Here is a 23504-nt window from a genome sequence, read left to right as displayed (position 1 = left end):
TGACGTCGCGCGCACCGGTCCCACCCTCCGGCCGAGCCACACCGCGCACGGTCGCGCCGCGCAGACGCCTTCGCCATCGATGCCCGACAGCGGCGGCCTCGCAGCACCACCCGCGCAGCGAGCGGGACACCACGGCGGCTCGGTAGGTTCGCCGCATGGCGACGACAGTGGGCTTCCTGGGGCTGGGCATCATGGGTTCGCGGATGGCGGCGAACCTGGAGGCGAAGGGGTTCGAGGTCCGGGCGTGGACCCATACGGAGGGGAAGGCCGCGAGGTGGGCCGAGAGGCATCCGGGAGCTACTGCTGTAACAACGCCCGCTGAGGCGGTCGCGGGTGCGGATGTCGTCGTCACGATGGTCGTCGATGGCGATCAGGTGCGGCGGTTGTTGCTCGATGGGCCGGATGCCGCAGCGCCCGCCGCGGCCTCCGGGACGCTGTTCGTCGACATGTCGACGATCGCCCCGGAGGATGCGCGGGACATCGGCGCGCGGCTCGCCGAAAGGGACCTGCGGTTCGTCGATGCGCCGGTCACCGGCTCGTCGCCGCGGGCCGAGGATGGGACGCTGACGATCATGGCCGGCGGTAGTGAGACCGATGTCACACGGGCCATGCCGGCGCTGGAGGCGATGGGCACCACGATCGTGCACGTCGGCGCGCTGGGCCACGGGCAGATCATCAAGCTCATCAACAACGCGGTCGCCGCGGCCAACGCCGCGACGCTCGCCCAGGCGCTCGTGATGGGTGCGGGAACGGGCGTCGATCTGGAGGCGCTGACGCAGATCCTGGCCGCCGGATCGGGCAACTCGACGATGGTCGGACTCAAAGCGGAACCGATGCGTCAGCACGCTTACGCGACGCTCTTCAAGACCGAGCACATGCTCAAGGACGTGCGCCTCTGCATCGAGGAGGCGCAGCGCGCCGGCGTCCCCTTCCCGGCGGCGAATTCCGCCCGGGACGCCCTGGTTGCAGCGGTTGGGCGCGGGTACGGCGACGCGGACTTCGCGGCGATCATCGAGTGCTACGAGGGACTCGCTGGTCTGCGCATCGACGACGATTGACCGCACGCAGACGTTCAATATGAGCGTCTACGCGCCAACTAGGTCACCCCAAAAACGCGGATTTAGCAGGACGATTTTGGGATCTTCACATCCCGTGCCACAATCGATGTCCTTCCCGCGGCGTGACACCGGGTACCGGTGAATGCCAGTCGCGGTGGTGCCGTTGGCCCCCGCGGTGGGATTTCTGTCGTCACTTACCACCTGAACCCCCTCTATGCCTATTGCGATCAAGGAATGGGCGGTCACTGTCCGCGCGCTCGCCGAGGGCGAGCAGCTCGTCACCCTGCGAAAGGGTGGCGTCGGTGAGCCGAGCCGGAACTTCACGCTCGAGCACGACCGCTTCTTCCTCTACCCGACGTTCGACCACCAGCGCTACGACTTGGTGCGTGACTCGCATCAGCCGGAGCTCCGCCGCGCCCTCGAAGAGGGCGTCTGGCCCGATGGCGAGCCGCCGCTTCACGCCCTGACGCGTGATGGTGGCATCGGCCAGCCCGACCGCGTGCGGATCCGCGCGTGGGCGGAGGTCACCGCCAGCTGGACCATCACCGACCCGCGTTCCGTGGGCGAGCTCTCGCCGTACTACGTGTGGACCACCGACTACGCCGAGAAGCGCCTGGCGTGGAAGCGACGCCACCCGCTGCACGTCGTGCTGCTTCGTACCTACCGCATCCCGCGCCCTGTCACGGTTCGTGTCAAGGACGAGTTCGGTGGCTGTCGGTCGTGGCTCGAGATCACGCGTGACCTGCCCTTCGAGGGCACCCCGGTGCTGTCGGACGATGAGTTCGACCGCGCCCGTGAGCAGATCTCCGAGATCTGCGACGCGCGTGTCCCCGCGCTGGTCTAGCCAGACCACCCATTGCAGCACCCAGATGTGACTGGGGAGCGGCGGCGAGCAGAGGAGGAGGTCGCCGCCGCTTCTCGGATCCTCGTCGTCGGCATCGGCGGCGGCGGTGATGTGGCGGGCGCGCTCGCGTTCGCCGAAGCCTCCCGCGCGCTCGGCACCGACGCGGTCGTCGGCGGCATCACGTGGGAGCGCCGGCCGGTCGACCCGCTCCCGGGGCCGCGGCCTCTGAGCGATGTCGTCGGCCTTGACGAGACGATCCTCGACGGCGTCGTCGGGCTCGCGGGCCCGGACACCACGGGCCCCGGCGGCTTCTCGTTCTGCGAGAGCGACATGGCGCGATTCCTGGGCGAGCCGGTGGTGTTGCTCGACATCAACCCCGGTCCCGCCGCGATCGCCGCCGGGCTGGACGCCGCGGCGCGCGCGTTGGCGTGCGACCTCGTGGTCCTGCTCGACGTCGGCGGCGACGTGCTCGCCCACGGCGACGAGCCCGGACTGGCGTCGCCGCTGGCCGACGCGACCGTCCTGGCCGCCGCGCCCGCGCTGGCGACGCCGGTCCTTGGCGCGGTCTTCGGGATCGGCTGCGACGGCGAGCTGACGCCCGACGAGGTCGCGGCGCGGCTGGACGAGGTTGGCGCCGCCGGCGGGTTGTTGGAGGACCTGCCGCTGCCGCCCGCGGCGCTCGACCGCGTGGAGGCGGCGCTGGCGTTCGTGACCACCGAGGCGTCCGCGATGGCGCTCCGCTGCGCGCGCGGCGAGACCGGCTCGGTCCCGATCCGCGGCGGTCGCCGGACCGTCCCGCTGACGGCCGACGGTGGGCGCATGGTCGTCTTCGACCCCGCGGTGGCGATCCGCAGCGCGGCGCGCCTGGCGCTCGCCGTCACCGACGCTCCCTCGCTGGAGGGCGCGCAGGCGATCCTGACGGCGCTCGGCGTCCGGACCGAGCTCGACTACGAGCGCGAAGCCGCCGCCGCGGCCTGAGCGCGCCGGGCGCGCAGCGCGATGAAGAGGTCGACGCGGTTGGCCATGTCCTTGATCGGGCGGCCGGAGAGCTGCTCGCAGCGGGCGATCCGGGCGCGCAGCGTGTTGACGTGCATCGAGCGCGCGTCGGCGGTCGCCTGCCACTGACCGCCGGAGGCCAGGAACGCCTCGAGGGTCGCGAGCAGCTCGGTGCCGTGCTGCTCGTCGTGGGCGACGATCGGGCCGAGGACGTTGTCGGCGAAGGTCTCCAGCACCGTCGCGTCCTGGAGCGCGAGCAGCAGCGTGTGCGAGCCGATCTCGTCGGCGCGTGCCCAGCCACGGGTCAGGCGCGCGGCGAGCTGCGCGGCCTCGCGCGCGCCGATCAGCGACGCGCGCAGCTGCTCGGCGTCCTCCGCGACCGCGCCGATCCCGACCGCCGCGCCGAGCGCCGCATGCAGCGCGGCGCCGTCGACCTCCCGCGCCTGGACGATCCCGACGACCACGCCGTCGTGCGGAGCAACCACACCATCATGAGGGCGCAGCACCCGCTCGACCCGCTCCACCGTCGCCCCCTCGACCACGACCCCGACCAGCGGCGCCCGCGGATCCAACCCGTACGCCTTGATCCGCGCGCTCGCGAACGCGGTCTGCCCGGCGAGCGCGACGTCGACCAGCTCCGCCGCCAACCGCCGCTCCGCCCGCACCGCATCCCGCTCCCGCTCGATCGCGAACCGCAGGAACGGCACCACCTGCTCGACCACCGCCACCTCCGCCTCCCCCGCGACCGCCACCTCCAGCACGAACCCCTCGGCCAGCGCCCAGGACCGCGCCGGCCGCGGCTCCTCAGCGGTGGCGACGGCGACGCGCGCCGCGCCTCCGGGCGCGGCGATGCGGACCTCGCGGTCCAGCTCGCGGCCGAGCTCGGTGAGCAGGCGGGCCTTCGCGCGGCGGCCGGCGGAGAGGGCGGCGACGAGGCGCTCGTTGCGGTCGATCGAGGTGCGCAGCGCGGCCGCGCGGCGGTCGTGCTGGAGGTCGGCGAAGGCGCGCTCGATCGCGATGAACGGCGTCTCGCGCGGGACGAACAGCAGCGGGAGGTCGTGCGCCGCGCACGCCGCGACGACGGCCTCCGGCACCGCCCGCTCGTCGCCCAGGAACCCCCAGCCGACCGCCGCCACCCCGGCGTCCGCGACCGCCGCCGCGAACGCGTCCGCGCGGTCGAGGCCCCAGGCGCCCGTCGTCAGCAGCAGCTCGCCGCCGGAGAGCCACGGCGCCGGATCCTCCAGCTCCGTCGCATGGACCCACGAGACCGCAGCCCGCGCAGGGTCGGCGGCCGGCGGAGCAGCGGCGTCGCGAGACTCGGCGGCATCGCTCGGCACGACCAGCTCCAGGCCGAGGCGGGCGTCTGCGAGCAGCGCGGCGAGCGTGACGGTTGGTGGATCCTCCAACACGGGACCTACTCTGCCAGAGGATCGTCCGTAGCGTTGGCGGCTGCGCGCGAGGAGCATCGGCGTGATGCCTCACTACGGTCCGGCGGACGCGTCGCTCGCTCCGCGCTACACCGGCGTGCGCACGTTCGCGCGCTGCCCGCTCGTCCAGGACGACCCCGACGGGGTCGACGTCGCCGCGATCGGCGTCCCGTTCGACACCGCCACGAGCAACCGGCCGGGCGCCCGGTTCGGGCCGGAGGCGATCCGCGCGCAGTCGATCGCGTTGCGGCCGTACAACCCTGCGCTCCAGGTCGACGTCTTCGAGCGCCTGAGCATCGTCGACGGCGGCGACCTCCACATCACCCCCGGCAACGCCGAGCGCACCGCGGCGCAGATCGCCGAAGGGCTCGCCTGGACGACCCACGCGGGCGTCACGCCGATCGTCCTCGGCGGCGACCACTCGATCGTCCTCGGCGAGCTGCGCGCCCACGCCGCCGTCCACGGCCCGCTGGCGGTCGTCCTCCTCGACGCCCACGCCGACACCTGGGAGCACTACTACGGCGAGCGCTACTTCCACGGCACCCCGTTCCGCCGCGCGCTCGAAGAGGGGCTGATCGATCCCTACAAGTCGGTCCTCGCCGGGATGCGCGGCGGCCTGTACAGCGCGAAGGACCTCGACGAGCCACGCGCGATGGGCTTCGACATCATCCCCTGCGACGAGCTGCGCGCCACGCCGCCGGCCCAATACGCAGAGCGCGTCAGGCAGCGTGTCGGCGACGCCCCCGCGTTCCTGTCGTTCGACATCGACGTCATCGACCCCGCCTTCGCGCCCGGCACCGGCACCCCCGAGATCGCGGGCCTCCTCCCCCACGAGGCACAAGCCTTCCTGCGATCGTTGGCCGGCATGTCCTTCACCGGGTTCGACATCGTGGAGGTCTCGCCCATCTACGACGGCCCCGGCCAGATCACCGCGGTCCTCGCCGCCAACATCGCCTTCGAGCTGCTCTCCCTCCGCGCCCTCGCCACGACCCCCTCACCATGACCACCATCACCATCAACAACTGGCAGGACCCCAACAACACCTGGTGGGGCTACCGCCACATCCGCGAGCTCATCCCCACCGCCCGGATCGCCTCCGCCGCGGCACCGAGCCCACTCCCGGAGCGCCTCCGTGACGGCCTCGCCGCCGAGCGCATCCTGGAGGATCCGACGACCGACGGCGTCCTCGTCCTCCACGACGGCCACGTCGTCCTGGAGCGCTACGCGCGCGGCATGCGCCCCGACGACGTCCACCTGATGCAGTCGGTCTCGAAGTCGATCACCGGCACGCTCGCGGGCATCATCATCAACAACGGGAAGCTCGCGCCGGACGACCTCGTCACCGCGATCGTCCCCGAGCTGGCCGGCTCCTCGTTCGACGGCGCGACCGTCCGCGACCTCCTCGACATGCGCGCGGGCACCCGCTTCGACGAGACCTACGACGACCCCCAGAGCGACATCCGCGCCTCCGAGGCCCAGTTCCGCTGGGCGCCCGGCACCCCGCCCGCCGCCGACGCGATCGCCTACCTGCGGACCCTGAGCAACCACCGCGAGCACCACGGCCGCTTCGAGTACCGCTCGATCCTCACCGACGTCCTCGGCCTGGTCCTGCACCGCGCCGCCGGCGCGCCGCTGGCCGAGCTGATCGGCACCCACCTCTGGGGCCCGATGGGCGCCGAGACCGACGCCCAGGTCACGGTCGACGGCGCCGGCTTCGCGGTCGCCGACGGCGGGATCTGCGTCAGCCTCCGCGACCTCGCGCGCTTCGGCCGGCTCGTCGCCGACGGCGGCGCCGGGATCGTCCCACCGGAGTGGCTCACCGACACCCGCGCCGGTGCCCCCGACTCCGCCGCGGCCTTCGCCCAGAGCGAGCACGCCGACGCCCAGCCCGGCGGCCACTACCGCAACCAGTGGTGGGTCCCCGCGGGCGGCGACGTCCTGGTCGCCGTCGGCATCCACGGCCAGTTCTGCATGGTCGACCACCCCACCAGGACCGTGCTCGCCGTGCAGTCGACGTGGCCCACGTCCCTGGACGAGACCCGCCGCGCCGCCGTGCACCAGGCGTTCCACGAGACCGTCGCCCAGCTCGCGTAACCGGTCCGCACCCACCGGTAGCTTGCCGGGCGTGACGGGCGAGCGCGACGAGGAGAGCACCGCGGAGGACAACTCCTTCGGCCGCCTCCTCGCGCTCTCCGACGGCATCTTCGCGATCGCGATGACGCTGCTGGCGCTGGAGCTGCACCTCCCGGACCTCGGCAGGCACGTCAGCGACTCCGACCTGCGCCACGCGCTCGGGGACCAGTGGCGCAGCTACCTCGCGTTCGTCGTGTCGTTCTTCGTCGTCGCCAACTACTGGGTCTCGCACCGCCGCGCGCTGCGCCACGTCACCACGCTCACGAGCGCGATCACGAGGCGGACGTTCTGGGTGCTGTTGCTCGTCGCCGCCGTGCCGTTCCCGGCCTCGGTCCTGGCCAACTACGGCGGCGAGCCCTCCTCGCTGGCCTTCTACGCCGCGTTCAACCTCGCCGCCGGCGGCGCGCTGCTGAGCGTCATGGCCGCCGTTCCGAGGACGCCGGTCATCGACGGCGAGCGCGCCCGCCTGCTCGCCGACGGCGCGGTCTTCGCGCTCTGCATCCCGGCCGCCTACGCGCTGGAGGGCAACGCGCCGTTCCTGCTGCTCCTGCTCGCCGTCTCCGGCCGCGCGGCGCCGTACCTGGGGCGCCGCCTGCGTGGCGTACCGGCGCACGAGCAGTGAGGAACCTCTAGGTTCCAGCGCCTCGGGTGGGTCGGCCGCCGAGGAGGTCCAAGTCCTATGAGAGGTTCCCGGGTCGCCGCGCTGGTCGCGGCCCTCGCGCTGCTGGCGCCTGCCGCAGCCGCGCGCGCCGACGTCCCGATCCCGCCCGCCGGCACCGGCGACGACAGCGGCGGCGGCTTCCACGACATCCTGCCGCCCGGGACCAACGGCCTCGCGAACCTCGTCCAGCTCGGCACGTTCCTGACGACCGGGCAGCGGCCCGCGCACAACGACGACCAGCTCGGCATGTACGCCGACCTCGTCCGCGCGACGCCTGGCCTGAGGGCGTCGCAGCTGTCCAACTACTTCAAGGACTCGACGTTCGGCGTGCGGCCCAACGACGTCGCGTCGACCGTGTCCCCGCGCAGCGACGTGACGATCGCGCGCGACAAGCAGTTCGCCGTCCCCCACATCTACGCGACGACGCGCGGCGGCGCGATGTTCGGCGCGGGCTACGCGGCGGCGACCGACCGCCTGTTCTTCATGGACGTGCTGCGCCACCTCGGCCGCGCCGAGCTGTCCTCGTTCGCCGGCGGCGCGCCCGGCAACCGCGCGATGGACGAGGAGCAGTGGTCGCTCGCGCCCTACACCGAGCAGGACCTCCAACATCAGATCGACCAGTTCCCCGTGCTCTACGGCGCCGACGGCACGCAGCTCCAGAACGACCTGAAGGACTACGTCGCGGGGATCAACGCCTACATCTCGGCGGCGCGGACCAACCCCACCATGATGCCCGGCGAGTACGCGGCGACCAACCACCCGCTCGGCCCCGACGACTGGCAGGGCACCGACGTCATCGCGACCGCGTCGCTGGTCGGCGCGATCTTCGGCAAGGGCGGCGGCCAGGAGCTGGCCGAGGCGCAGTTCCTGCAGCGCCTGCAGGACCGCTTCGGCAGCGCCGACGGGCGGACGCTCTGGTCTCAGCTCAGCGCCTTCGACGACCCGGACGCGCCGACGACGGTCAAGGGCAGGACGTTCGACTACCAGCAGCCGGTGAGGGACCCGGCCAGGGGCGCCGAGGTGCTCCCGGACGAGGGCTCGCTGAGGGACGAGCCGATCGTGGTCGCCGGCAGCGCGAGCGATGCCGCGCCGAGCCCCGGGGCGGCGAGCAGCACGACGCCGAGCGTGACGCTGCCCGGCGTCCCGAGCGTCCCCGGTCTGCCGTCGCTGCCGCTGCCGGGCGCGTCCGGCCTCGGCGGCCTGATCAGCCTGCCAAGGGCGAACTCCAACGCGCTGCTGGTCTCGGCCAGGGACTCGAAGTCCGGCCACCCGCTGGCGGTCTTCGGCCCGCAGGTCGGCTACTTCTCCCCGCAGATCCTGATGGAGGAGGACATCCACGCGCCGACGATCGACGCGCGCGGCGCCGCGTTCGCGGGCGTCAACATGTTCGTCGAGCTCGGCCACGGCAACGACTACGCGTGGTCGGCGACCTCGGCGGGCCAGGACATCATCGACACGTTCGCGATCCCGACCTGCCAGGACGACAGCCACTACCTGTTCCGCGGGCAGTGCCTCCCGGTCGAGGTCCTGCAGCGCAGGAACACGTGGCTGCCGAACCTCGCCGACCAGACCGCGCCGGGCTCCGAGACGCTGCAGGTGCTGCGTACGAAGCTCGGGATCGTCCGGGCGCGCGGAACGGTCGGCGGCAGGCCCGTGTTGTTCACGTCCCTGCGCAGCACCTACATGCACGAGGTCGACAGCGCCCGCGGGTTCAGCGACTTCAACGACCCCAACAAGATGAAGACACCCAAGGACTTCATGAAGTCGGCGGCCAAGATCGGCTACACGTTCAACTGGCTCTACACCAACGACAGGGACATCGCCTACTACAACTCGGGCAACAACCCGGTCCGGGCCAGGGGCACGACCGGCCAGCTGCCGATGAGCGCCGACAACACCTGGCAGGGCTGGGATCCCGACACCAACGTGGCGGACTACACGCCGCCGGCCCAGCATCCGCAGGTCGTCAACCAGGCCTACATCACGTCCTGGAACAACAAGCAGGCGCCTGGGTTCAGCGGTGCGGACTCCAACCTGTTCAGCTCGGTGTTCCGCTCGCAGATGCTCGACAAGCAGGTAGACACACGACTTTCCGGGGGGAGGAAACTGGACCTCCCGGGCCTGGTCGACGCGATGGAGGAGGCCGGGACGACCGACCTGCGCGGACAGGAGGACCTGCCGCTGGCGCTGAGGGTGATCGGGAGCCCGAGCGACCCGGCGCTGAGGTCGGCCGTGCAGACGCTGAGGGCGTGGGTCAGGCACGGGACCCAGCGGCGCGACAAGGACAACAACGGGGTCTACGACGACGCCGACGCGGTCCGGATCATGGACGCCTGGTGGCCGCTGTGGATGAAGGCGGAGTTCGAGCCGACGCTCGGCCCGGAGGTCTTCTCCACGCTGCCCCATCAGCAGGACAACAGCCCCAACAACGACGGCGACCACCTCGGGTCCGCCTACCAGGAGGGCTGGTACGGCTACGCCAAGAAGGACCTGATGGACGTGCTCGGCCAGAGGGTCCAGCAGCCCTACGCCCGCACGTTCTGCGGCAAGGGCTCGCTGACCGCCTGCCGAACCGCGCTGCGCCAGTCGCTGAAGGCGGCGCTGGCCGTGCCCGCATCGCAGCTCTACGGCGGCGACGCGACCTGCCAGAGGGCCAGGGAGGACGGCGACCAGATGTGCTTCGACAAGGTCTCCTTCCGCGCACTGGGCGGCATCACCCAACCCCTGATCCCCTGGATCAACCGCCCCACCTATCAGCAGACGGTCGAGATCAGCGGGCACCGCTGACAGCCGAGGCGAACAGCGCTAGGGTCCCCGCTCATGAAGATGGTGCTTTGGGCGGGGACTGCGCTGGCGTGCTGTGGGCTGGCGGCGTGCGGCGGGTCGGGCAGGACCGTGACGGTCGTCAAGACGACCACCATCGCGGCCGCCGCGTCGACCACGCCGGCCACGGCGACCGCCCCCAGCACGACGGCCACGACGACGGCCACCAGGACCACCACGGCGAGCGGCAAGCCGCCGGTCTGCAGCCAGAAGGTCACCGACACGCTCCAGGGCACCTGCGTCAAGGGCGACGTCCGTCTGACGGTGACCGGCCGCGCGCACCCGCTCGTCCTCAAGACGCTGAAGGTCCGCTACAAGAGACTGCGCGTCGCCGCCGGCACGGCGTCCTCCGACGGCGTGCACGCGACGGCCACCGGCGCGTTCGTGATCGTCTCGGTCGCGGTGACCAACCGCACCAACTCGCCCCAGGAGTTCCGGGGCGCGGGCGACGAGACGGCGACGTTGGTGGTCGACAACAGGCAGTACACGCAGGACACCCACGCCGCGACGGAGGCCGACGACGCGTCGTTCATGTTCCAGATGAAGACGATCCAGCCCGACGAGGCCCAGACCGGCGACCTCGTCTTCGACGTCCCCGAGGCCCGTGTCGCCGCGATCAAGGACCACGGCGTGATCCTCTTCGCCGACTTCGGCCGCGGCGCCGACGAGAACCCACCGCTCGGCGCGATCCGCCTCTACAACTAGGCTTCGAGGATCTGCGGAACCTCCACCGCTGAAGCGCGTTGATGCGACCGATGCACCGCCTGTCGCTCGCCCTCGCCGCCACGGCCACCGCCCTCACCCTCGCCGCCCCCGCAGGCGCCGCGCAGGGCCCGTCGCCGTGCCACCGCACCGCGGCCGCGCCGCGCGTCGTCGCGACCCGGACGAGCACCGCCGTGGGCCGCGCCGCGATCGTCGCCTGCGACCGCGCCCGCGGGCGCCGCGTCACGCTGCGCCGCGGCTTCGTCGGCGACTCCGGCCGGCACCTCCCGCTCCTCGGCTCCCCGGCCGTGCAGGGCACGAAGGTGATCTGGAGCGAGCTGGTCGGCTCAGCCCAGCATCCCCGCCAGGACCTGCGCAGTGCCGACGTCCGCCACGCGACGCGCCAGGCGCACCGCCGCATCGGGCCGCAGCCCCATCCCGACCCGTTCCTCTCCTCCGACCAGTTGGGGGTGCTCGCGCTGCCCGGCGGCGCGCTCGCCTACGAGGTGACCGGTCCCGATCAGCCCGCGCTCGTTCTCGCGCGGCCCGGTCACGCCGCACGCACGCTCGCACCGGCCGTTGACGACGAGCAGGTCGAGGACGGCCGCACGCTGGTCTGGCTCGCGGAGAGCGGCGCCGGCTCCTACGACGTCCGGCCCGTCCCGCGCGACGCCGGCGGCTGCCCGATCCGGTCGCGGTACGCCACGGTCGTGCGCGACACGCCGGAGCTGCGGGTGACCGTCGCCGACTACGGCTTCGGCACCGACGGCGACATCAAGGCCTACCGCGTGTGCTCGAAGGAGACCGGTCGCGACGGCATCGCGTTCACGTCCGACCCCTTGATCCTCCTGGAGGATCGCATTGCCACCCAAGGGCCGTTCGTCGCGCTGCCCGAGGCCGCGAACAACAAGTACCAGCAGTGCCCGAACGACACGACGCAGGCAAGCGTCCTGGTCATCGACGCCCGCACCGGCCGGAAGCTCCAGCCGGCGCTCAGCGACAACCACAGCTGCGTCGACGTGCGGTCGGTGGCCGTGAGCACGACCGGCGTGCCGGCCTGGCTGGGGGCCGACGAGCAGGGCGCGCTGCGCATCGCGACACCGCCCGCCCCCGGCTCCAGGAGCGCCACGGTCCTCGACAGCGGCCCGGCCGGCAGCCTCGCGGGCCTTGCGGCGAGTCCGTCCGGCGGCTTCACGTGGACCCACGACAGCGCGCCGCGCGCCTCGCAGTAGTCCTACACTTTCAGGTGCGCCCAGGCGGCCGGGTTGGCGGCCAGCCAGGCCTCCAGGCCGAGCGGCGCGGTGCCGGTCAGCGACTCCACGGCGTCGCTGACGACGTCCATGTCCCCGACGCCGATCGCGACGTAGGAGGTCACCCAGCCGTCCTTCTCGAAGTCCGGAGCGTCGATGTGGGCGCGGGATTCGTAGGCGCCTTGGACGGTCTCGTTGCGGAACCTGATCTCGCGGCCGGTCACCGTGGACAGCTGCTCGGCCGCCCAGGCCAGCGTGTGCGCCTCGGGCCCGGTCAAGTCATACACCTTGCCATCGTGCGCTCCGTCGCCGTCCTGCAGGACGGCGGCCGCCGCGGCGGCGACGTCGTCGCGGGCGATCCAGGCGCAGCGGCCTTCGCCGGCGGGGCCGCGGATCACGCCGTCCTCGCCGACCATGTGCGGCAGGAAGTCCAGGTAGAACGAGTCGCGCAGGAACGTCCAGGCGACGCCGGACTCGCGGATCAGCTGCTCGGTCGCGTAGTGGTCCTGGCCGAACGTGAAGACGGCATCGGGATCGGCGCCGAGGAACGACGTGTAGACGATCCGCGTGACGCCCGCGTCGACCGCCGCCCGGATCGCGTGGGCGTGTTCGACGACGCGGTCCGCCGCCTCGCGCGCGCTGACCAGGAACAGCGTGTCGCAGCCACCCAGGGCCTCGGTCAGCTCGGTCTGGTCCCGGTAGCCGCGCGGCCCCATCGCGACCGCCTCGAAGCCCGCCACCGGCTCGACCCGTGCGAGGTCGCGCACGACCAGCCGCGGGTGCACGCCGCCGGCGCGCAGCAGCTTGGCCACGCGCGAGCCCACGGCCCCGGTGGCTCCCGTCACCGCGATGTTCGTCAAACCAGCAGCTCCGTTCCGATCCAAGCGATGAACGCCACGAGCACGAGCGCGCTCAACAACCCCAACAAGATCCGCGACGGCGAGTCGACGGCGCGCGTCACGCCGGACCCCGGCGCGGGCAGCAGCTCGGATTCCATCAGGACGTCGCGCGCCACGTCGACCCCCGACCGTGGGACCAGCACGTCGCGCCGCCCCGCGGCCAGGAGGTCCGGGACGTCGGAGCCCGCCGAGCGCTTGAGCATCGACGGCACGCCCTCCTCCAGCAGCAACCCCTGGATGAACTCCGCCTCGGCCTGGTTGCGGCCCGCGGCGACCTTCGTCAGCGGCCCCTCGGAGAGCTGCGGCTTGATCTTGCGCGCACGCTCCTGCAGCTCGGTCAGCTCGAGGTCGCCAGAGCCGTCAACGGCGCCGGAGTAGACGAGCGGCATCCCGCAGTCCGGGCAGAAGCGCTCGTCGAGCGAGTGGGTCGTGGCGCAGCGAGGGCAGACGAGCGGGTCGTCAGGCCGCGGCCGCGTCATCTACGTGGACCTCGGTCTCGGCGACCGTCCCGTCAGGGTCGATGCGCCAGTTGCGGACCTCCGGCGTCTCGCCGGCGGTGCCCACGATCAACCACTCGACCCCGGGCCAGTTGCGCGCGAAGTTGATGTCGGTCTGCGACGGCCGCGGCTCGGAGCGCGTGTGCGAGTGGTAGATGATCGCCGCGCGCCCGTCCTCGTCGTCGACGTCGCCGAGCAGCAGGAGATCGGACGGCCCGATCTCGAAGCGGAACGGGCTCGGCGTCTGGTTCTCGACGGCGACGACCTCCTCGGCCACCCCGTCGCGCAGCCAGACGAACCCACAGCACTCGTTCGGCGCGTCACGCAGGGCGTGGTCGACGATCTGCTGCAGGAGGTCCGGGGCGATGCGCATCTGACCCCGGACAGTAGCGGCAGGCGGAGCGGGCTACTCGACGGCCGCGGCGTCGCGCTCGCGGCGCGCGTCGGCGGTCAGCGGCTCGCCCGTGATCGGGTCGAAGCGGTGGGCCTGGGCCTGCGGGGCCGGGACTTCTGAGCGGATCGCGGGGCGATCGTCGTCGTCGTGGTCCGTCATCCCGGAGAGCGAGTCCTTGAACTCGCGCATCCCCTTGCCCATGGCCTTGCCGGCCTCGGGCAGCTTCTTGGGACCGAGCACGATGAGCGCGATGACGAGGATGACGATGAGCTCGGGGAAACCGACGCTGGGCATGATCGAAGTCTCTCAGACCGTGTGTTGTGGGGGCATTGCTTTACGACCTACGACAAGGGTAGCTCGCCTGGCAACTACCACCACACGGTCGAGTCGAGGTTGGCGACCTCGTCGACCGGCAGCGTGTAGATCCCGGACGACAGGTACTTCCAGCCGTCGTCGCAGACGATGAAGACGATGTTGCCCTCGTCCATCTCGTTCGCGATCCGCACGGCGATCGAGGCGATCGCGCCGGACGAGACGCCCGCGAAGATCCCCTCCTCGTCGAGCAGCTTGCGCGTCCAGACGATCGCGTCGCGGTTGGTGACGAAGATCTTCCGGTCCAGGACCGACAGGTCGATGATCGGCGGGATGAAGCCGTCGTCGAGCGAGCGCAGGCCCTGGACGGGCTCGCCCTGCATGGGCTCGGCCGCGACGATCTTGACCGCGTCGCCGAGCTCCTCCTTGAAGCGCCGGCCGTTGCCCATCAGCGTGCCGCCGGTGCCGAGGCCCGCGACGAACGCGGAGATGTCGCCGTCGAGCTCCTGCAGGATCTCGGGCGCCGTGCCCTCGTAGTGGGCCCGCGGGTTGGCCGGGTTCCCGTACTGGTAGGGCATGTAGTACGAGGCGTCCTCCTCGGCCATCCTCAGCGCCATCGCGACCGCGCCGTTGGAGCCTTGGTCGCCGGGCGAGTAGACGATCTCGGCGCCGTACATCTGCAGCAGCTGCGTGCGCTCGGGCGTCACGTTGTCGGGCATGACGACCTTCAGCCTGTAGCCCTTGCGCCGGGAGATCATCGCCAGCGCGATGCCCGTGTTCCCGGACGTCGGCTCGAGGATCGTCATGCCGGGGCCGATCGCGCCCTTCTCCTCGGCGTCCTCGATCAGCGCGCGAGCGACGCGGTCCTTGACCGAGCCGGTCGGGTTGTGGGACTCCATCTTGGCCCAGATGCGGACGCCCGGCTTGGGCGACAGGCGACGGAGCTCGACCAGCGGCGTGTTGCCGATCGCCTGCACGATGTCGCCGTAGCGACCACCGCAAGGCCGGTTCTGAAGAGGCGGGACAGCCATGACTTCACGAAATATAGCGACGCCCCGGCGGGCGGCCAGGGCGTCGCTGACAAGTCGGCAGGTGCTGCGTGCGCGCTACGCGCAGCCCCCGGCCATCGCCGGGAGGATCACGAGGCTGTCGCCCTCGCCGACCGGCGTGGTCAGCCCGTCGAGGACGCGGACGTCCTCGTCGTTGAGGTAGACGTTGACGTAGCGGTTGAGCTCGCCCTCGGCGCCGAAGAGCTGGCCGCGGGTGTCGGGATGCGTGGTCGCGAGGCCCTCGAGGACCTCGCCGACGGTCGCGCCGTCGGCGCTGACCTCACGCTCGCCGCCCACGGAGGGACGGAGCACTGGGGGGATGCGGATGGTTGCCATAGCTGGAGCGGGACCCTAGCCCGCGGCGGCGCAGAACGCCTCGTAGTCGGGGAACACGCCGAGCTCGTCGTCGGTGATCGCGTCCGGCGCGCGCGAGCAGATCGGGCACTCCGGGTCGCGGCGGACCCTGAGCTCGGTCGTCGAGGCGTCGAGGGCGTCGTAGATCAGCAGGCGGCCGATCAGCGGGTCGCCGGCGCCGATGATGAGCTTGACGACCTCGGTCGCCTGCAGCAGGCCCATCGTGCCCGGCAGCACGCCGAGGACGCCGTTGGCGCCGCACGACGGCGCCAGCTCGGCCGGCGGCGGCTGGCGGAAGAGGCAGCGGTAGCACGGGCCGTCGTACGGGGCGAAGACCGAGAGCTGGCCCTCGAAGCCGAGGATCGCGGCGGAGACGACCGGGATCTTCAGCCGGACCGTCGCGTCGTTGAGCAGGTAGCGCGTCGGGAAGTTGTCGACGCCGTCGACCACGATGTCGTAGTCCCTGATGATGTCGACGATGTTGGTGGCGTCCAGGCGCGTCTCGTACTTGCGCACGACGACGTCCGGGTTGAGGTCGTTGATCGCCTGCTCGGCGGAGTCGACCTTCGGGACGCCGACGCGCGAGGTCGCGTGGATGACCTGGCGCTGGAGGTTGGAGACGTCGACCACGTCGTCGTCGACGATGCCGAGCGTGCCGACGCCCGCGGCGGCGAGGTAGAGCGCGGTCGGCGAGCCGAGGCCGCCGGCGCCGAGCAGCAGCACCTTGGCGTCGAGCAGCTTCTGCTGGCCCTCGACCCCGACCTCGGGCAGCAGGAAGTGGCGCGAGTAGCGCTGGCGCTGCTCGGGCGTGAACGTGCGCGGGACCTCGACCTCGTAGCCGCGGTCCTTCCACAGCGTGTAGCCGCCGGTCATCGACTCGACCCTCTCGTAGCCGAGCTCCTCGCGGAGCGTCCTGGCGGCCAGCGCGGAGCGGTTGCCCGACGCGCAGTAGAGGATCACGCGGTCGCTGCGGTTCGGGGCCGCGCCCTCGATCCGGGACTCGAGGTGGCCGCGCGTGACGAACTTCGCGCCCGGGATGTGCCCGGCGTCCCACTCGTCGCTCTCGCGGACGTCGATGATCACGACGCCGTCGGCCCCGAGGACCTCGCTGACGGCGGACGGATCGATCTCGTCGATCTGGCTCTTGACCTGCTTGATGTACTCGGCGCCTGAGGGGCTCATCGGGGTCCTAATCACCTGAACGTCGGTCGGGAATTCGCGCTTCAGAAAGTGTAGCGCGCGACCGCGTCGTAGAACACGGCCATGTGCCGCTCCAGCAGGGACACGTGCCCTTCGTCCTCGAAGAAGCGGTAGACCGCGCCCGGGACGTGCTTCGCCAGCCACTGGCTGTGCGCCGCCGGCACCATCAGGTCGTGGGCGCCGTGCCAGATCTCGACCGGCACACCGCCCGGCCGCGGCGCGGTCACGTCGAAGCCCCACGGCCGCGTCATCGCGAGGTCGTCGTCGATCCAGCCGCTCGGGCCGTTCGTGAGGCCGTACTGCATCACCTCGACCCACTGCGTGGCGATCACCTCGGTCATGACCTCGGCATCCACGTCGGAGACGACCGACCGGATCGAGGCGACGAGGTCGCGCGGCGTGACGGTCGCGAACTGGTACGGCGCGTCGGCCAGGTAGGCGACGAGCGCCTCCTCCCCCTTCGCCGACTCGACGAACTCGGCGACGTTGTCGGCGCCCATGCGGGCGCACCAGTCCAGGCCGGGCGCGTCCCACGGCGCGACGCCGGAGATCGAGAACGCCGCCACGCAGCGCTCGCCCAGCATGGCGGCGCAGGCGAGCGCGTGAGGGCCGCCGCCCGACCCGCCCCAGGTGATGCAGCGCTCCAGACCGAGCGCGTCGAGGATCACCTCGGCGTCGAGCGCGACGTCGGCGACGGTGCGCCCGCGCTTGCGGTCCGAGCCGCCGTAGCCGGGGCGGTCGAAGCCGATGACCCGCAGGCCGCGCTCGGCCGCCATGGCGCTCTCGCGCTCCAGCACCATGCCGGCAGCGGGCGTTCCGTGATGGACGACGATCGGGAAGCCGTCGGGTGCGCCGCCCTGGTGCACCACCAGCGTGCGCCCGTCCGGCGTTGAGATCGACGACGGAGGGGTCCGGGTCTCAGCCATTGCAAAGCGACTTTAGAGCGCTGAGCCGTCGCTGTCTCGTTGGAGGTCACCGTCCATCCTTTGCGCCCCCCGGCGGGGGATGGACGGTGCCTCGCCACGTGCCTTGCCGGAGCCCCGCTTCAAAAGGCTCCGGATGGGACTTGCTGCACCACGATTATCGGTGTCGGCGGCAGCGGTCGATATGGGGTCTAGACCCCAACATGCGCAAGCCGACGCTCGCCACCCAGATCCTCGCGATCAACGCGCTGCTGATCACCGCCACCGCCGCGGCCGCGATCGTCGCCGCGCGGGTGTCGGTCGACGACGTCGTCGGCCGCCGCCAGGCGCTGGTCCTGGTCGCCGGCATCCTCGGGATGGTGCTCGTCAACTCGGTCGTGCTGCGCCGCCGCTTCGCGCCGCTGGACAAGCTGATCGACGTCATGGAGCGCATCGACCTCGCCGCGCCCGGCCAGCGCGCCGACGTGCCCGAGGCCGACTCCGAGGACGTCGTGCGCCTCGTCGAGGCGTTCAACCGCATGCTCGACCGCCTCGAGGACGAGCGGAGCCGGACCGCCGCCGCCGTGCTCCAGGGCCAGGAGTCGGAGCGCGCGCGCGTCGCGCGCGACCTGCACGACGAGTGCAACCAGGCGCTGACCGCCGTCCTGCTGCGCCTGGAGGCCCACGTGCACGACGCGCCGCCCGAGCTGGAGGCCGACCTGCGCGAGACCAAGGCCGTCGCGGTCGCCGCGATGGACGAGCTGCTGCGGCTGGCGCGCGAGCTGCGCCCCGCCGCGCTCGACGACCACGGCCTCGAGGCCGCGCTGAGGACGCAGCTGGAGCGGTTCTCGGACCAGACGGGCGTCCCGGCGACGCTGCGCTGCTATGACCCGCTCAACGACCTTCCCGACCACGAGCAGACCGTGGTCTACCGCGTCGTGCAGGAGTCGCTCTCGAACATCACGCGCCACGCGCACGCGTCCAACGTCCTCGTCGAGGTCGGGCGCGACCACGGCCGCCCGATCGTCCGCGTCGTCGACGACGGCGTCGGCTTCTCGACGCTGGAGGGCAACGACGGCATCGGCCTGGTCGGCATGCGCGAGCGCGCGCGCCTCGCGCGCGGGCGGCTGCAGGTCGCCAGCGCACCTGGCAGGGGCACGGCGGTCGAGCTGCGCCTGGACCGCGACCTCTGGTCCGGGGAGCGCGCCGCGTGAGACTGATGATCGCCGACCCCACGGGGATCGCGGAATGAAGCTCCTCATCGCCGACGACCATGGGGTCGTCCGCGGCGGGCTGAAGCTGCTGCTGGAGCGCCAGTCCGACATGGAGGTCGTCGCCGAGGCCGGCGACGGCGCCGAGGCCGTCGAGCGCGCGCTGGCCGACCGCCCCGACGTCTGCATCCTCGACGTCACGATGCCCAAGCTGACCGGCCTGCAGGCCGCGCGCGAGATCAAGGCCCAGGCGCCCGAGGTGGCGGTCCTGATCCTCTCGATGCACGACGACGAGCGCTACCTGTTCGAGGCACTGAAGGCCGGCGCCGGCGGATACGTGCTCAAGAAGGAGGCCGACCAGTTCCTGGTCGACGCCGTCCGCGCCGTCGTGCGCGGCGAGCCGTTCCTGACCAACGCCGCCCAGCGCGCGCTCGTGCGCACGTGGATCGAGGACGACGCGACCGGCCCGTCCGAGCCGCTGACGCCGCGCGAGCAGGAGGTCCTGAAGCTCATCGCCGAGGCGCACACCAACCGCGAGATCGGCGAGATCCTGCACCTCTCCGAGAAGACCGTCGAGAGCCACCGCGGAAATCTGCTGCGCAAGCTCGGGATGCGCGATCGCGTCGAGCTCGTGCGCTACGCGATCCGGCGCGGGCTGATCGAGCCGTAGCCGAGCCGGAGCGGCAAGCGTCCGGCCCGCAACATGGCGTAACGACATCGCCACGCCGGATGGGTCATCCTTCGTGGTGGTGAGCGAGCAGCAGGAGCATCCCGAGGGCGCCGTCGCGGCGCAGGAGCCGACCCAGCCGGAGCAGCCGGCGGCCGCCGAGCAGGCGCCGCAGGTCGACCCTCCCGCGCAGGCCGAGGTGAGTCAGGCCGAGCAGTCCCCCGAGGCTGCTGCACCGACCGAGCAGGCCGCCGAGGCGCCGTCCGAGGCGCCCGCGTCCGACGCACCCGTGTCCGACGCGCCCGCGTCAGAGGCGCCCGCGTCCGACGACACCGTCGGGCCGAAGATCATCGGCGTGGCGAAGGAGCCGAAGAAGGTCCCGGTCGTCAAGAAGCGCCTGCAGGAGAAGCCCAAGCGCGAGCCGCTGCCGTGGCCCGAGCTGCGCGCCGCCGTCGCCGCCACCAAGGACGGCCTCGACGTCAACCAGCTCAAGGAGCTGTTCCGGCAGTTCCCGGAGAAGCTGCGCGAAGAGGTCACCGAGAGCGTCCGCGGCTTCCAGAAGGGCGCCCGCCGCCCGGTCTCCCAGCACGCCGCCAAGCAGCTGGCCCGCGCGTCGCACACCGCGCGCCGGATGAAGAAGAACGCGCAGCCGTCCAGCGAGGTCGCCGAGGCCCTGGGCCAGGCGATGGCCGCCGAGCTGATCGCGTCGCTGGAGCCCGAGAAGGCCGCCCAGATCATCCTTCCCAAGCGCGACCTCCTGGAGCGCGAGGCGCGCCAGGCCCAGCGCCGCGCCCGCGACGAGGAGGACAAGCGCCGCGACGAGCAGCGCCGCCGCCGTCGCGAGGACGCCAAGCAGAGCAGGCAGCAGACGTCGTTCGGCGGCGGCTTCGCCGGCGCCAAGATCAAGGGCCTGGACCAGCTCGCCGGGCTGTTCGCCGACCAGGAGCCGGCCGCGCCGGAGCCGGAGGAGACGCCGGCCGCCGAGGCGCCCGTCGCCGAGGTCGCTGCCGCCGAGCCCGAGGCTCCGGTCACGCCCGCGACGACGTCCGAGGAGCCGGAGGCGCAGGCCCCGGTCGAGACGCCGGAGTCCGCGGAAGAGGCGCCCGAGACGGGCTCCGCGCCGCAGCCCGACGGCGACGCCGAAACCGCCGAGTAGTCCCGGGGCCGGTCACACCGGCCCCGCCCCGCACGACCACCTAGCATGACCGTCATGCCCGTCCGCGCCCGCCTCGCGCTCATGCTCGCGGCGTCGTTCGTCCTGATCGGCGCGCTGGCGGTCGTGGTCTTCGCGAAGGGCACCAGGGACTCCGGCGGCCCCGGCTTCGAGGGCGCGCTGCGCCCGCCGGGCATCCCGCCGGTCAGCTTCGCGCTCAAGGACCAGGACGGCAGGACCGCCACGCTGGCCCAGTACCGCGGGCAGCCGGTGATCCTCACGTTCATGTACTCGACGTGCAAGGACACCTGCCCGCTGACCGCCCAGCAGATCAAGGGCGCGCTGGACCAGGTCGGCAAGGACGTCCCGACGCTCGCGATCTCCGTCGACCCCGCCAACGACACGCAGCTCAACGCGCGCCGCTTCGTCAACCAGCAGGGCCTGACCAAGCGCATGCGGTTCCTGCTCGGGACCAGGGCGCAGCTGCAGCCGATCTGGAAGGCCTACGGGATCAGGCCACAGGGCAGGGGCACCGGCACGGAGTTCGACCACTCCGCCTACGTCGTGCTCGTCGACAAGAACGGCACGCAACGCGTCGGCTGGCCGGTCGACAAGCTGACCCCGGAGGGGTTGGCGCACGACCTCCGGCTGCTGCTCGCGAGCTAGCGCGCGAGGCTCAGCGAGCCAGCGGCATGCCGCACGCCTCGGCGAACGCGTCGAGCGCCGCGTCGGCGCGGTCGGCCGCCGCGCGGTAGATCATGTAGGCCTCGCGCCCGCGCCGCTGCGCCCACTCCGCGTAGGCGCAGTCCGCCTCGTCCTGCGCGGCGCGCCAGACCTCCCGCAGCACGTCGCCGCCGGCGCGCCGGCGGACGACCAGCTCCCTCGTGTCGGTCAGGCCCCGCAGCAGGTTGTGCAGCTGGCGGACGGTCATCGGATGACGCCGTCCTACCCGCGACGCGGGCCTCAGCTCACGTCGTAGTGTCCGGCCTCGCCGAGGTCGTCCGGATCGTCCTCGTCGTCGCCGAGCTGCTTGTCCTTGTGGGACTGCCACAGCAGCGCGCCGACGACGATCAGCACCGGCGCCAGGTACAGCAGCCCCGCGAACCAGTGGCCCGCGTGGGCCTCGATCAGGACCGCGGCGCTCACTGCTGCGCCGCCGCCGAGAGGAGCCACAGGCCGAGGCTCGTGAAGCAGACCATGACGGCCAGCATCCAGTACTGCGACCGGGTCGCGTCGCGCGGCTTTTCGAACAGCGCCAGCGCGCGGTCGTGCGCGAGCGCGAGGCCCGCGACGTGGCCGAGGATCAGCGCCGCGACCTGGACGTACCAGATGCCGGTCGCGCTGATCCAGGTGTAGTTGATGACCGTGTCGGCGCCGCCGAAGTAGTCGTGGCCCTGCCCGAGCGGATCGCTGAGCAGCGGCACGATCGCCTGGCCCTGGTAGGCGACCAGCGAGAAGTAGTGGGCCAAGATGTAGGCGAACGCGATCGGGATCAGCGTGTGCGCGAACGCGCCCGACAGCCGCTGCGTCGACAGCCTGCGCCCGACCGTGTGCATCCCCATCACGCCGAGGCGGAAGAGGAGGGCGATGAGGAAGACCATCACCATCATCCCGAGCAGGCCCGCCCACTCCAGCGCATGCTCGGCGTTGAGGCCGAGCGAGCCGAAGAAGTCCTGCAGGTGCGGCACGATCGAGTTCCACGTCTTGCCCTGCGAGAAGCCGTCGAACGACGTCGTGCCGATCATCGCGCACAGCAGCGCGACGGTCCCGGCGACCGGCTCGAGCTTCGGCGCGCCGGCCAGGAACGGCCGCGTCGCCAGCCCGCCGTCGCGCCAGTGCAGCGGCGACAGGCGCGCGAACATCCCGAAGTACACGCCGAACGCGTCGGCGCGCTTGGACCACGCCTCGGTGCCGTAGAGGCTCATGCCGACGAGCTGGAACGCGGAGTACGCGAGCGCCATCGTGGCCAGCTGCGACGGGTCGTCCCTGTTGGCGTACACCAACTCGACCCAGGCGAAGATCAGGATCCCGATCACCGCGGGCCAGCGGCCGAGGCGCTTGGGGTAGGGCAGCGGGTCGATCCCGTTGGTCGCGCCCGTGCGCTGCAGCACCCAGCCGGACGCCTTGCCGACCGCCAGCCACGGGTTGACCGCGCGGAAGACGTCGCCGAAGGGGACGCTGACGAACGGGATCACGACCCAGAAGAACACGTAGATGATCGTCGGCAGGATGTTCGCCGTCGCCGCCTGCGTGCCGGAGTAGCCGGCGTAGATGCAGAACGCGAAGAAGGCGACGCCGAGCAGGCCCGCGAGGAACTCGACGAGCACCGGGACGTCGAAGCGGCGCCGCTCGACGACCTCCTGCAGGCGCGGCGTGGCCCACAGGACCGCGAGGCCGACGAACGACGCGACGAGCACGACCGCCGCGGCCCAGGCGAACAGCCAGCGCGGGATCGGCAGGTCCTGCTTGCCGACCAGCCCGTGGGCGGAGGCGTTGGCCGGCAGCGCGAGGACGAGCGCGGCGGCGCTCGCGATCAGGCCGGCGCGGCGGCGGCGCGGCGTCACGACGGGTCGACCTCGACTTCGGCGATCTGCGTCTTGTGGTCTTCGAGCTCGACGATGAAGCGCCCCTCGATCGTCGCCGGCACGTCGAACGTCACCGAGCCGCCGGCCTTGACGTCCTGGTGCTTGTCGTAGCCGTGGAAGTGGATCTCGTCCGCGGTGTCGGAGTTGACCGTGAAGTGGATCGTGCCGCCCTTGGTGTACTTCAGCCTCTGGACGCCGCCGACCGGCCTGGCGTCCTTGACGGTCACGACGTCGGAGGCGCTGGAGTCCTTCTTGCCGCCGTCGTCGCTGCCGCCGCTGCTGGCGATGACCAGCGCGACGACCAGCACGACGACGGCACCGAGGACGATCGCGATGCGCGCGCGAGAGGACATGCGCCACAACCTAGGGGACGCGGCGTCCTCCCGG

26 protein-coding genes are annotated in these 23504 nt (G+C 72.0%); 13 read left to right on the top strand and 13 right to left on the bottom strand.

Translation table 11 applies throughout. The features are described from left to right. Positions 1-155 precede the first annotated feature (155 nt). The 3 genes from H030_RS0109975 (at position 156) to H030_RS30880 (ending at position 2880) form a co-directional block, all read left to right on the top strand. Positions 156-1058, top strand: coding sequence for an NAD(P)-dependent oxidoreductase (locus H030_RS0109975; RefSeq protein WP_027006016.1), 903 nt, complete (start codon positions 156-158; stop codon positions 1056-1058). 214 nt (positions 1059-1272) lie between these two features. After that, entirely contained in the window at positions 1273-1902 is a 630-nt protein-coding gene (locus H030_RS0109970) for a DUF1802 family protein (RefSeq protein ID WP_027006015.1), read from the top strand. A 27-nt stretch (positions 1903-1929) separates the two neighbouring features. Further along, positions 1930-2880, top strand: a complete 951-nt coding sequence (locus H030_RS30880; protein ID WP_196809070.1) for a DUF1152 domain-containing protein — start codon at positions 1930-1932, stop codon at positions 2878-2880. Here H030_RS30880 and H030_RS30875 read toward each other — a convergent pair. After that, a complete protein-coding gene (locus H030_RS30875) occupies positions 2850-4304 on the bottom strand; it encodes a helix-turn-helix domain-containing protein (protein WP_196809069.1) in 1455 nt (484 codons plus the stop codon). The genes H030_RS30880 and H030_RS30875 overlap by 31 nt on opposite strands. Before the next feature lie 67 nt (positions 4305-4371). On the opposite strand from H030_RS30875, the gene speB reads away from it, so the two are divergent. From speB to H030_RS0109930, 6 genes are read left to right on the top strand one after another with little or no spacing between them, the layout of a single operon-like run. Then, complete coding sequence (speB, locus tag H030_RS0109955) at positions 4372-5328, top strand: agmatinase (RefSeq protein ID WP_027006014.1); 957 nt, start codon at positions 4372-4374, stop codon at positions 5326-5328. Continuing rightward, positions 5325-6419, top strand: coding sequence for a serine hydrolase domain-containing protein (locus H030_RS0109950; RefSeq protein WP_027006013.1), 1095 nt, complete (start codon positions 5325-5327; stop codon positions 6417-6419). The genes speB and H030_RS0109950 overlap by 4 nt, the downstream gene beginning before the upstream one ends. Before the next feature lie 31 nt (positions 6420-6450). After that, entirely contained in the window at positions 6451-7080 is a 630-nt protein-coding gene (locus H030_RS36815) for a TMEM175 family protein (protein WP_051222232.1), read from the top strand. 57 nt (positions 7081-7137) lie between these two features. Continuing rightward, the gene (locus tag H030_RS0109940; RefSeq protein ID WP_027006012.1) at positions 7138-9906 is read left to right on the top strand and encodes a penicillin acylase family protein; all 2769 of its coding nucleotides are present in this window, start codon (positions 7138-7140) and stop codon (positions 9904-9906) included. Positions 9907-9939: 33 nt separating this feature from the next. Then, positions 9940-10647 (top strand): DUF4352 domain-containing protein, encoded by a 708-nt coding sequence (locus H030_RS0109935; protein ID WP_155891956.1) that lies wholly within the window; start codon positions 9940-9942, stop codon positions 10645-10647. A 50-nt stretch (positions 10648-10697) separates the two neighbouring features. Continuing rightward, complete coding sequence (locus H030_RS0109930) at positions 10698-11876, top strand: hypothetical protein (RefSeq protein ID WP_155891955.1); 1179 nt, start codon at positions 10698-10700, stop codon at positions 11874-11876. A gap of 2 nt (positions 11877-11878) precedes the next feature. Here H030_RS0109930 and H030_RS0109925 read toward each other — a convergent pair whose 3' ends face one another. The 8 genes from H030_RS0109925 to H030_RS30860 form a co-directional block, all read right to left on the bottom strand. Beyond that, the gene (locus tag H030_RS0109925) at positions 11879-12739 is read right to left on the bottom strand and encodes an SDR family oxidoreductase (protein WP_196809068.1); all 861 of its coding nucleotides are present in this window, start codon (positions 12737-12739) and stop codon (positions 11879-11881) included. 11 nt (positions 12740-12750) lie between these two features. After that, a complete protein-coding gene (locus tag H030_RS0109920; RefSeq protein ID WP_027006008.1) occupies positions 12751-13272 on the bottom strand; it encodes a hypothetical protein in 522 nt (173 codons plus the stop codon). Next, a complete protein-coding gene (locus H030_RS0109915; RefSeq protein ID WP_027006007.1) occupies positions 13253-13663 on the bottom strand; it encodes a Mov34/MPN/PAD-1 family protein in 411 nt (136 codons plus the stop codon). The genes H030_RS0109920 and H030_RS0109915 overlap by 20 nt, the downstream gene beginning before the upstream one ends. Before the next feature lie 33 nt (positions 13664-13696). Next, positions 13697-13978, bottom strand: a complete 282-nt coding sequence (locus H030_RS40640; RefSeq protein ID WP_035126058.1) for a twin-arginine translocase TatA/TatE family subunit — start codon at positions 13976-13978, stop codon at positions 13697-13699. Positions 13979-14052: 74 nt separating this feature from the next. Then, positions 14053-15027 (bottom strand): PLP-dependent cysteine synthase family protein, encoded by a 975-nt coding sequence (locus tag H030_RS0109905; RefSeq protein ID WP_051222230.1) that lies wholly within the window; start codon positions 15025-15027, stop codon positions 14053-14055. Between the two features lie 75 nt (positions 15028-15102). After that, positions 15103-15357: a ubiquitin-like small modifier protein 1 gene (locus tag H030_RS0109900; protein WP_231398395.1), complete on the bottom strand. Its 255-nt coding sequence runs from the start codon at positions 15355-15357 to the stop codon at positions 15103-15105. 39 nt (positions 15358-15396) lie between these two features. Beyond that, positions 15397-16581: a molybdopterin-synthase adenylyltransferase MoeB gene (gene moeB, locus H030_RS0109895; RefSeq protein ID WP_027006004.1), complete on the bottom strand. Its 1185-nt coding sequence runs from the start codon at positions 16579-16581 to the stop codon at positions 15397-15399. A 41-nt stretch (positions 16582-16622) separates the two neighbouring features. Continuing rightward, a complete protein-coding gene (locus H030_RS30860; protein WP_081690651.1) occupies positions 16623-17525 on the bottom strand; it encodes an alpha/beta fold hydrolase in 903 nt (300 codons plus the stop codon). Between the two features lie 200 nt (positions 17526-17725). On the opposite strand from H030_RS30860, the gene H030_RS30855 reads away from it, so the two are divergent. From H030_RS30855 to H030_RS0109870, 4 genes are all read left to right on the top strand, one after another. Beyond that, the gene (locus H030_RS30855; RefSeq protein WP_051222226.1) at positions 17726-18715 is read left to right on the top strand and encodes a sensor histidine kinase; all 990 of its coding nucleotides are present in this window, start codon (positions 17726-17728) and stop codon (positions 18713-18715) included. A gap of 34 nt (positions 18716-18749) precedes the next feature. Beyond that, positions 18750-19382, top strand: coding sequence for a response regulator (locus tag H030_RS0109880; RefSeq protein WP_027006003.1), 633 nt, complete (start codon positions 18750-18752; stop codon positions 19380-19382). A 79-nt stretch (positions 19383-19461) separates the two neighbouring features. Further along, positions 19462-20535 carry a hypothetical protein gene (locus tag H030_RS0109875; protein WP_155891954.1) on the top strand — a complete coding sequence of 358 codons (1074 nt, stop codon included), beginning with the start codon at positions 19462-19464 and terminating at the stop codon, positions 20533-20535. A gap of 54 nt (positions 20536-20589) precedes the next feature. Next, positions 20590-21198 carry an SCO family protein gene (locus H030_RS0109870; protein WP_196809067.1) on the top strand — a complete coding sequence of 203 codons (609 nt, stop codon included), beginning with the start codon at positions 20590-20592 and terminating at the stop codon, positions 21196-21198. Positions 21199-21208: 10 nt separating this feature from the next. On the opposite strand, the gene H030_RS0109865 is transcribed toward H030_RS0109870, so the two are convergent. From H030_RS0109865 to H030_RS0109850, 4 genes are read right to left on the bottom strand one after another with little or no spacing between them, the layout of a single operon-like run. Next, a complete protein-coding gene (locus H030_RS0109865) occupies positions 21209-21463 on the bottom strand; it encodes a hypothetical protein (RefSeq protein ID WP_027006000.1) in 255 nt (84 codons plus the stop codon). A gap of 32 nt (positions 21464-21495) precedes the next feature. Then, a complete protein-coding gene (locus H030_RS0109860; protein WP_196809066.1) occupies positions 21496-21705 on the bottom strand; it encodes a hypothetical protein in 210 nt (69 codons plus the stop codon). Beyond that, positions 21675-23096, bottom strand: a complete 1422-nt coding sequence (locus H030_RS0109855; protein WP_027005998.1) for a hypothetical protein — start codon at positions 23094-23096, stop codon at positions 21675-21677. Before H030_RS0109855 ends, H030_RS0109860 begins: the two co-directional genes overlap by 31 nt. Next, entirely contained in the window at positions 23093-23470 is a 378-nt protein-coding gene (locus tag H030_RS0109850) for a hypothetical protein (RefSeq protein WP_027005997.1), read from the bottom strand. The genes H030_RS0109855 and H030_RS0109850 overlap by 4 nt, the downstream gene beginning before the upstream one ends. Positions 23471-23504 lie beyond the last annotated feature (34 nt).

The organism is Conexibacter woesei Iso977N (assembly GCF_000424625.1).
In the GTDB taxonomy this organism is placed as follows: domain Bacteria; phylum Actinomycetota; class Thermoleophilia; order Solirubrobacterales; family Solirubrobacteraceae; genus Baekduia; species Baekduia woesei_A.
The sequence above is the reverse complement of the archived record's forward strand: the minus strand, read 5'-3'. Positions and strand labels throughout refer to the sequence as shown.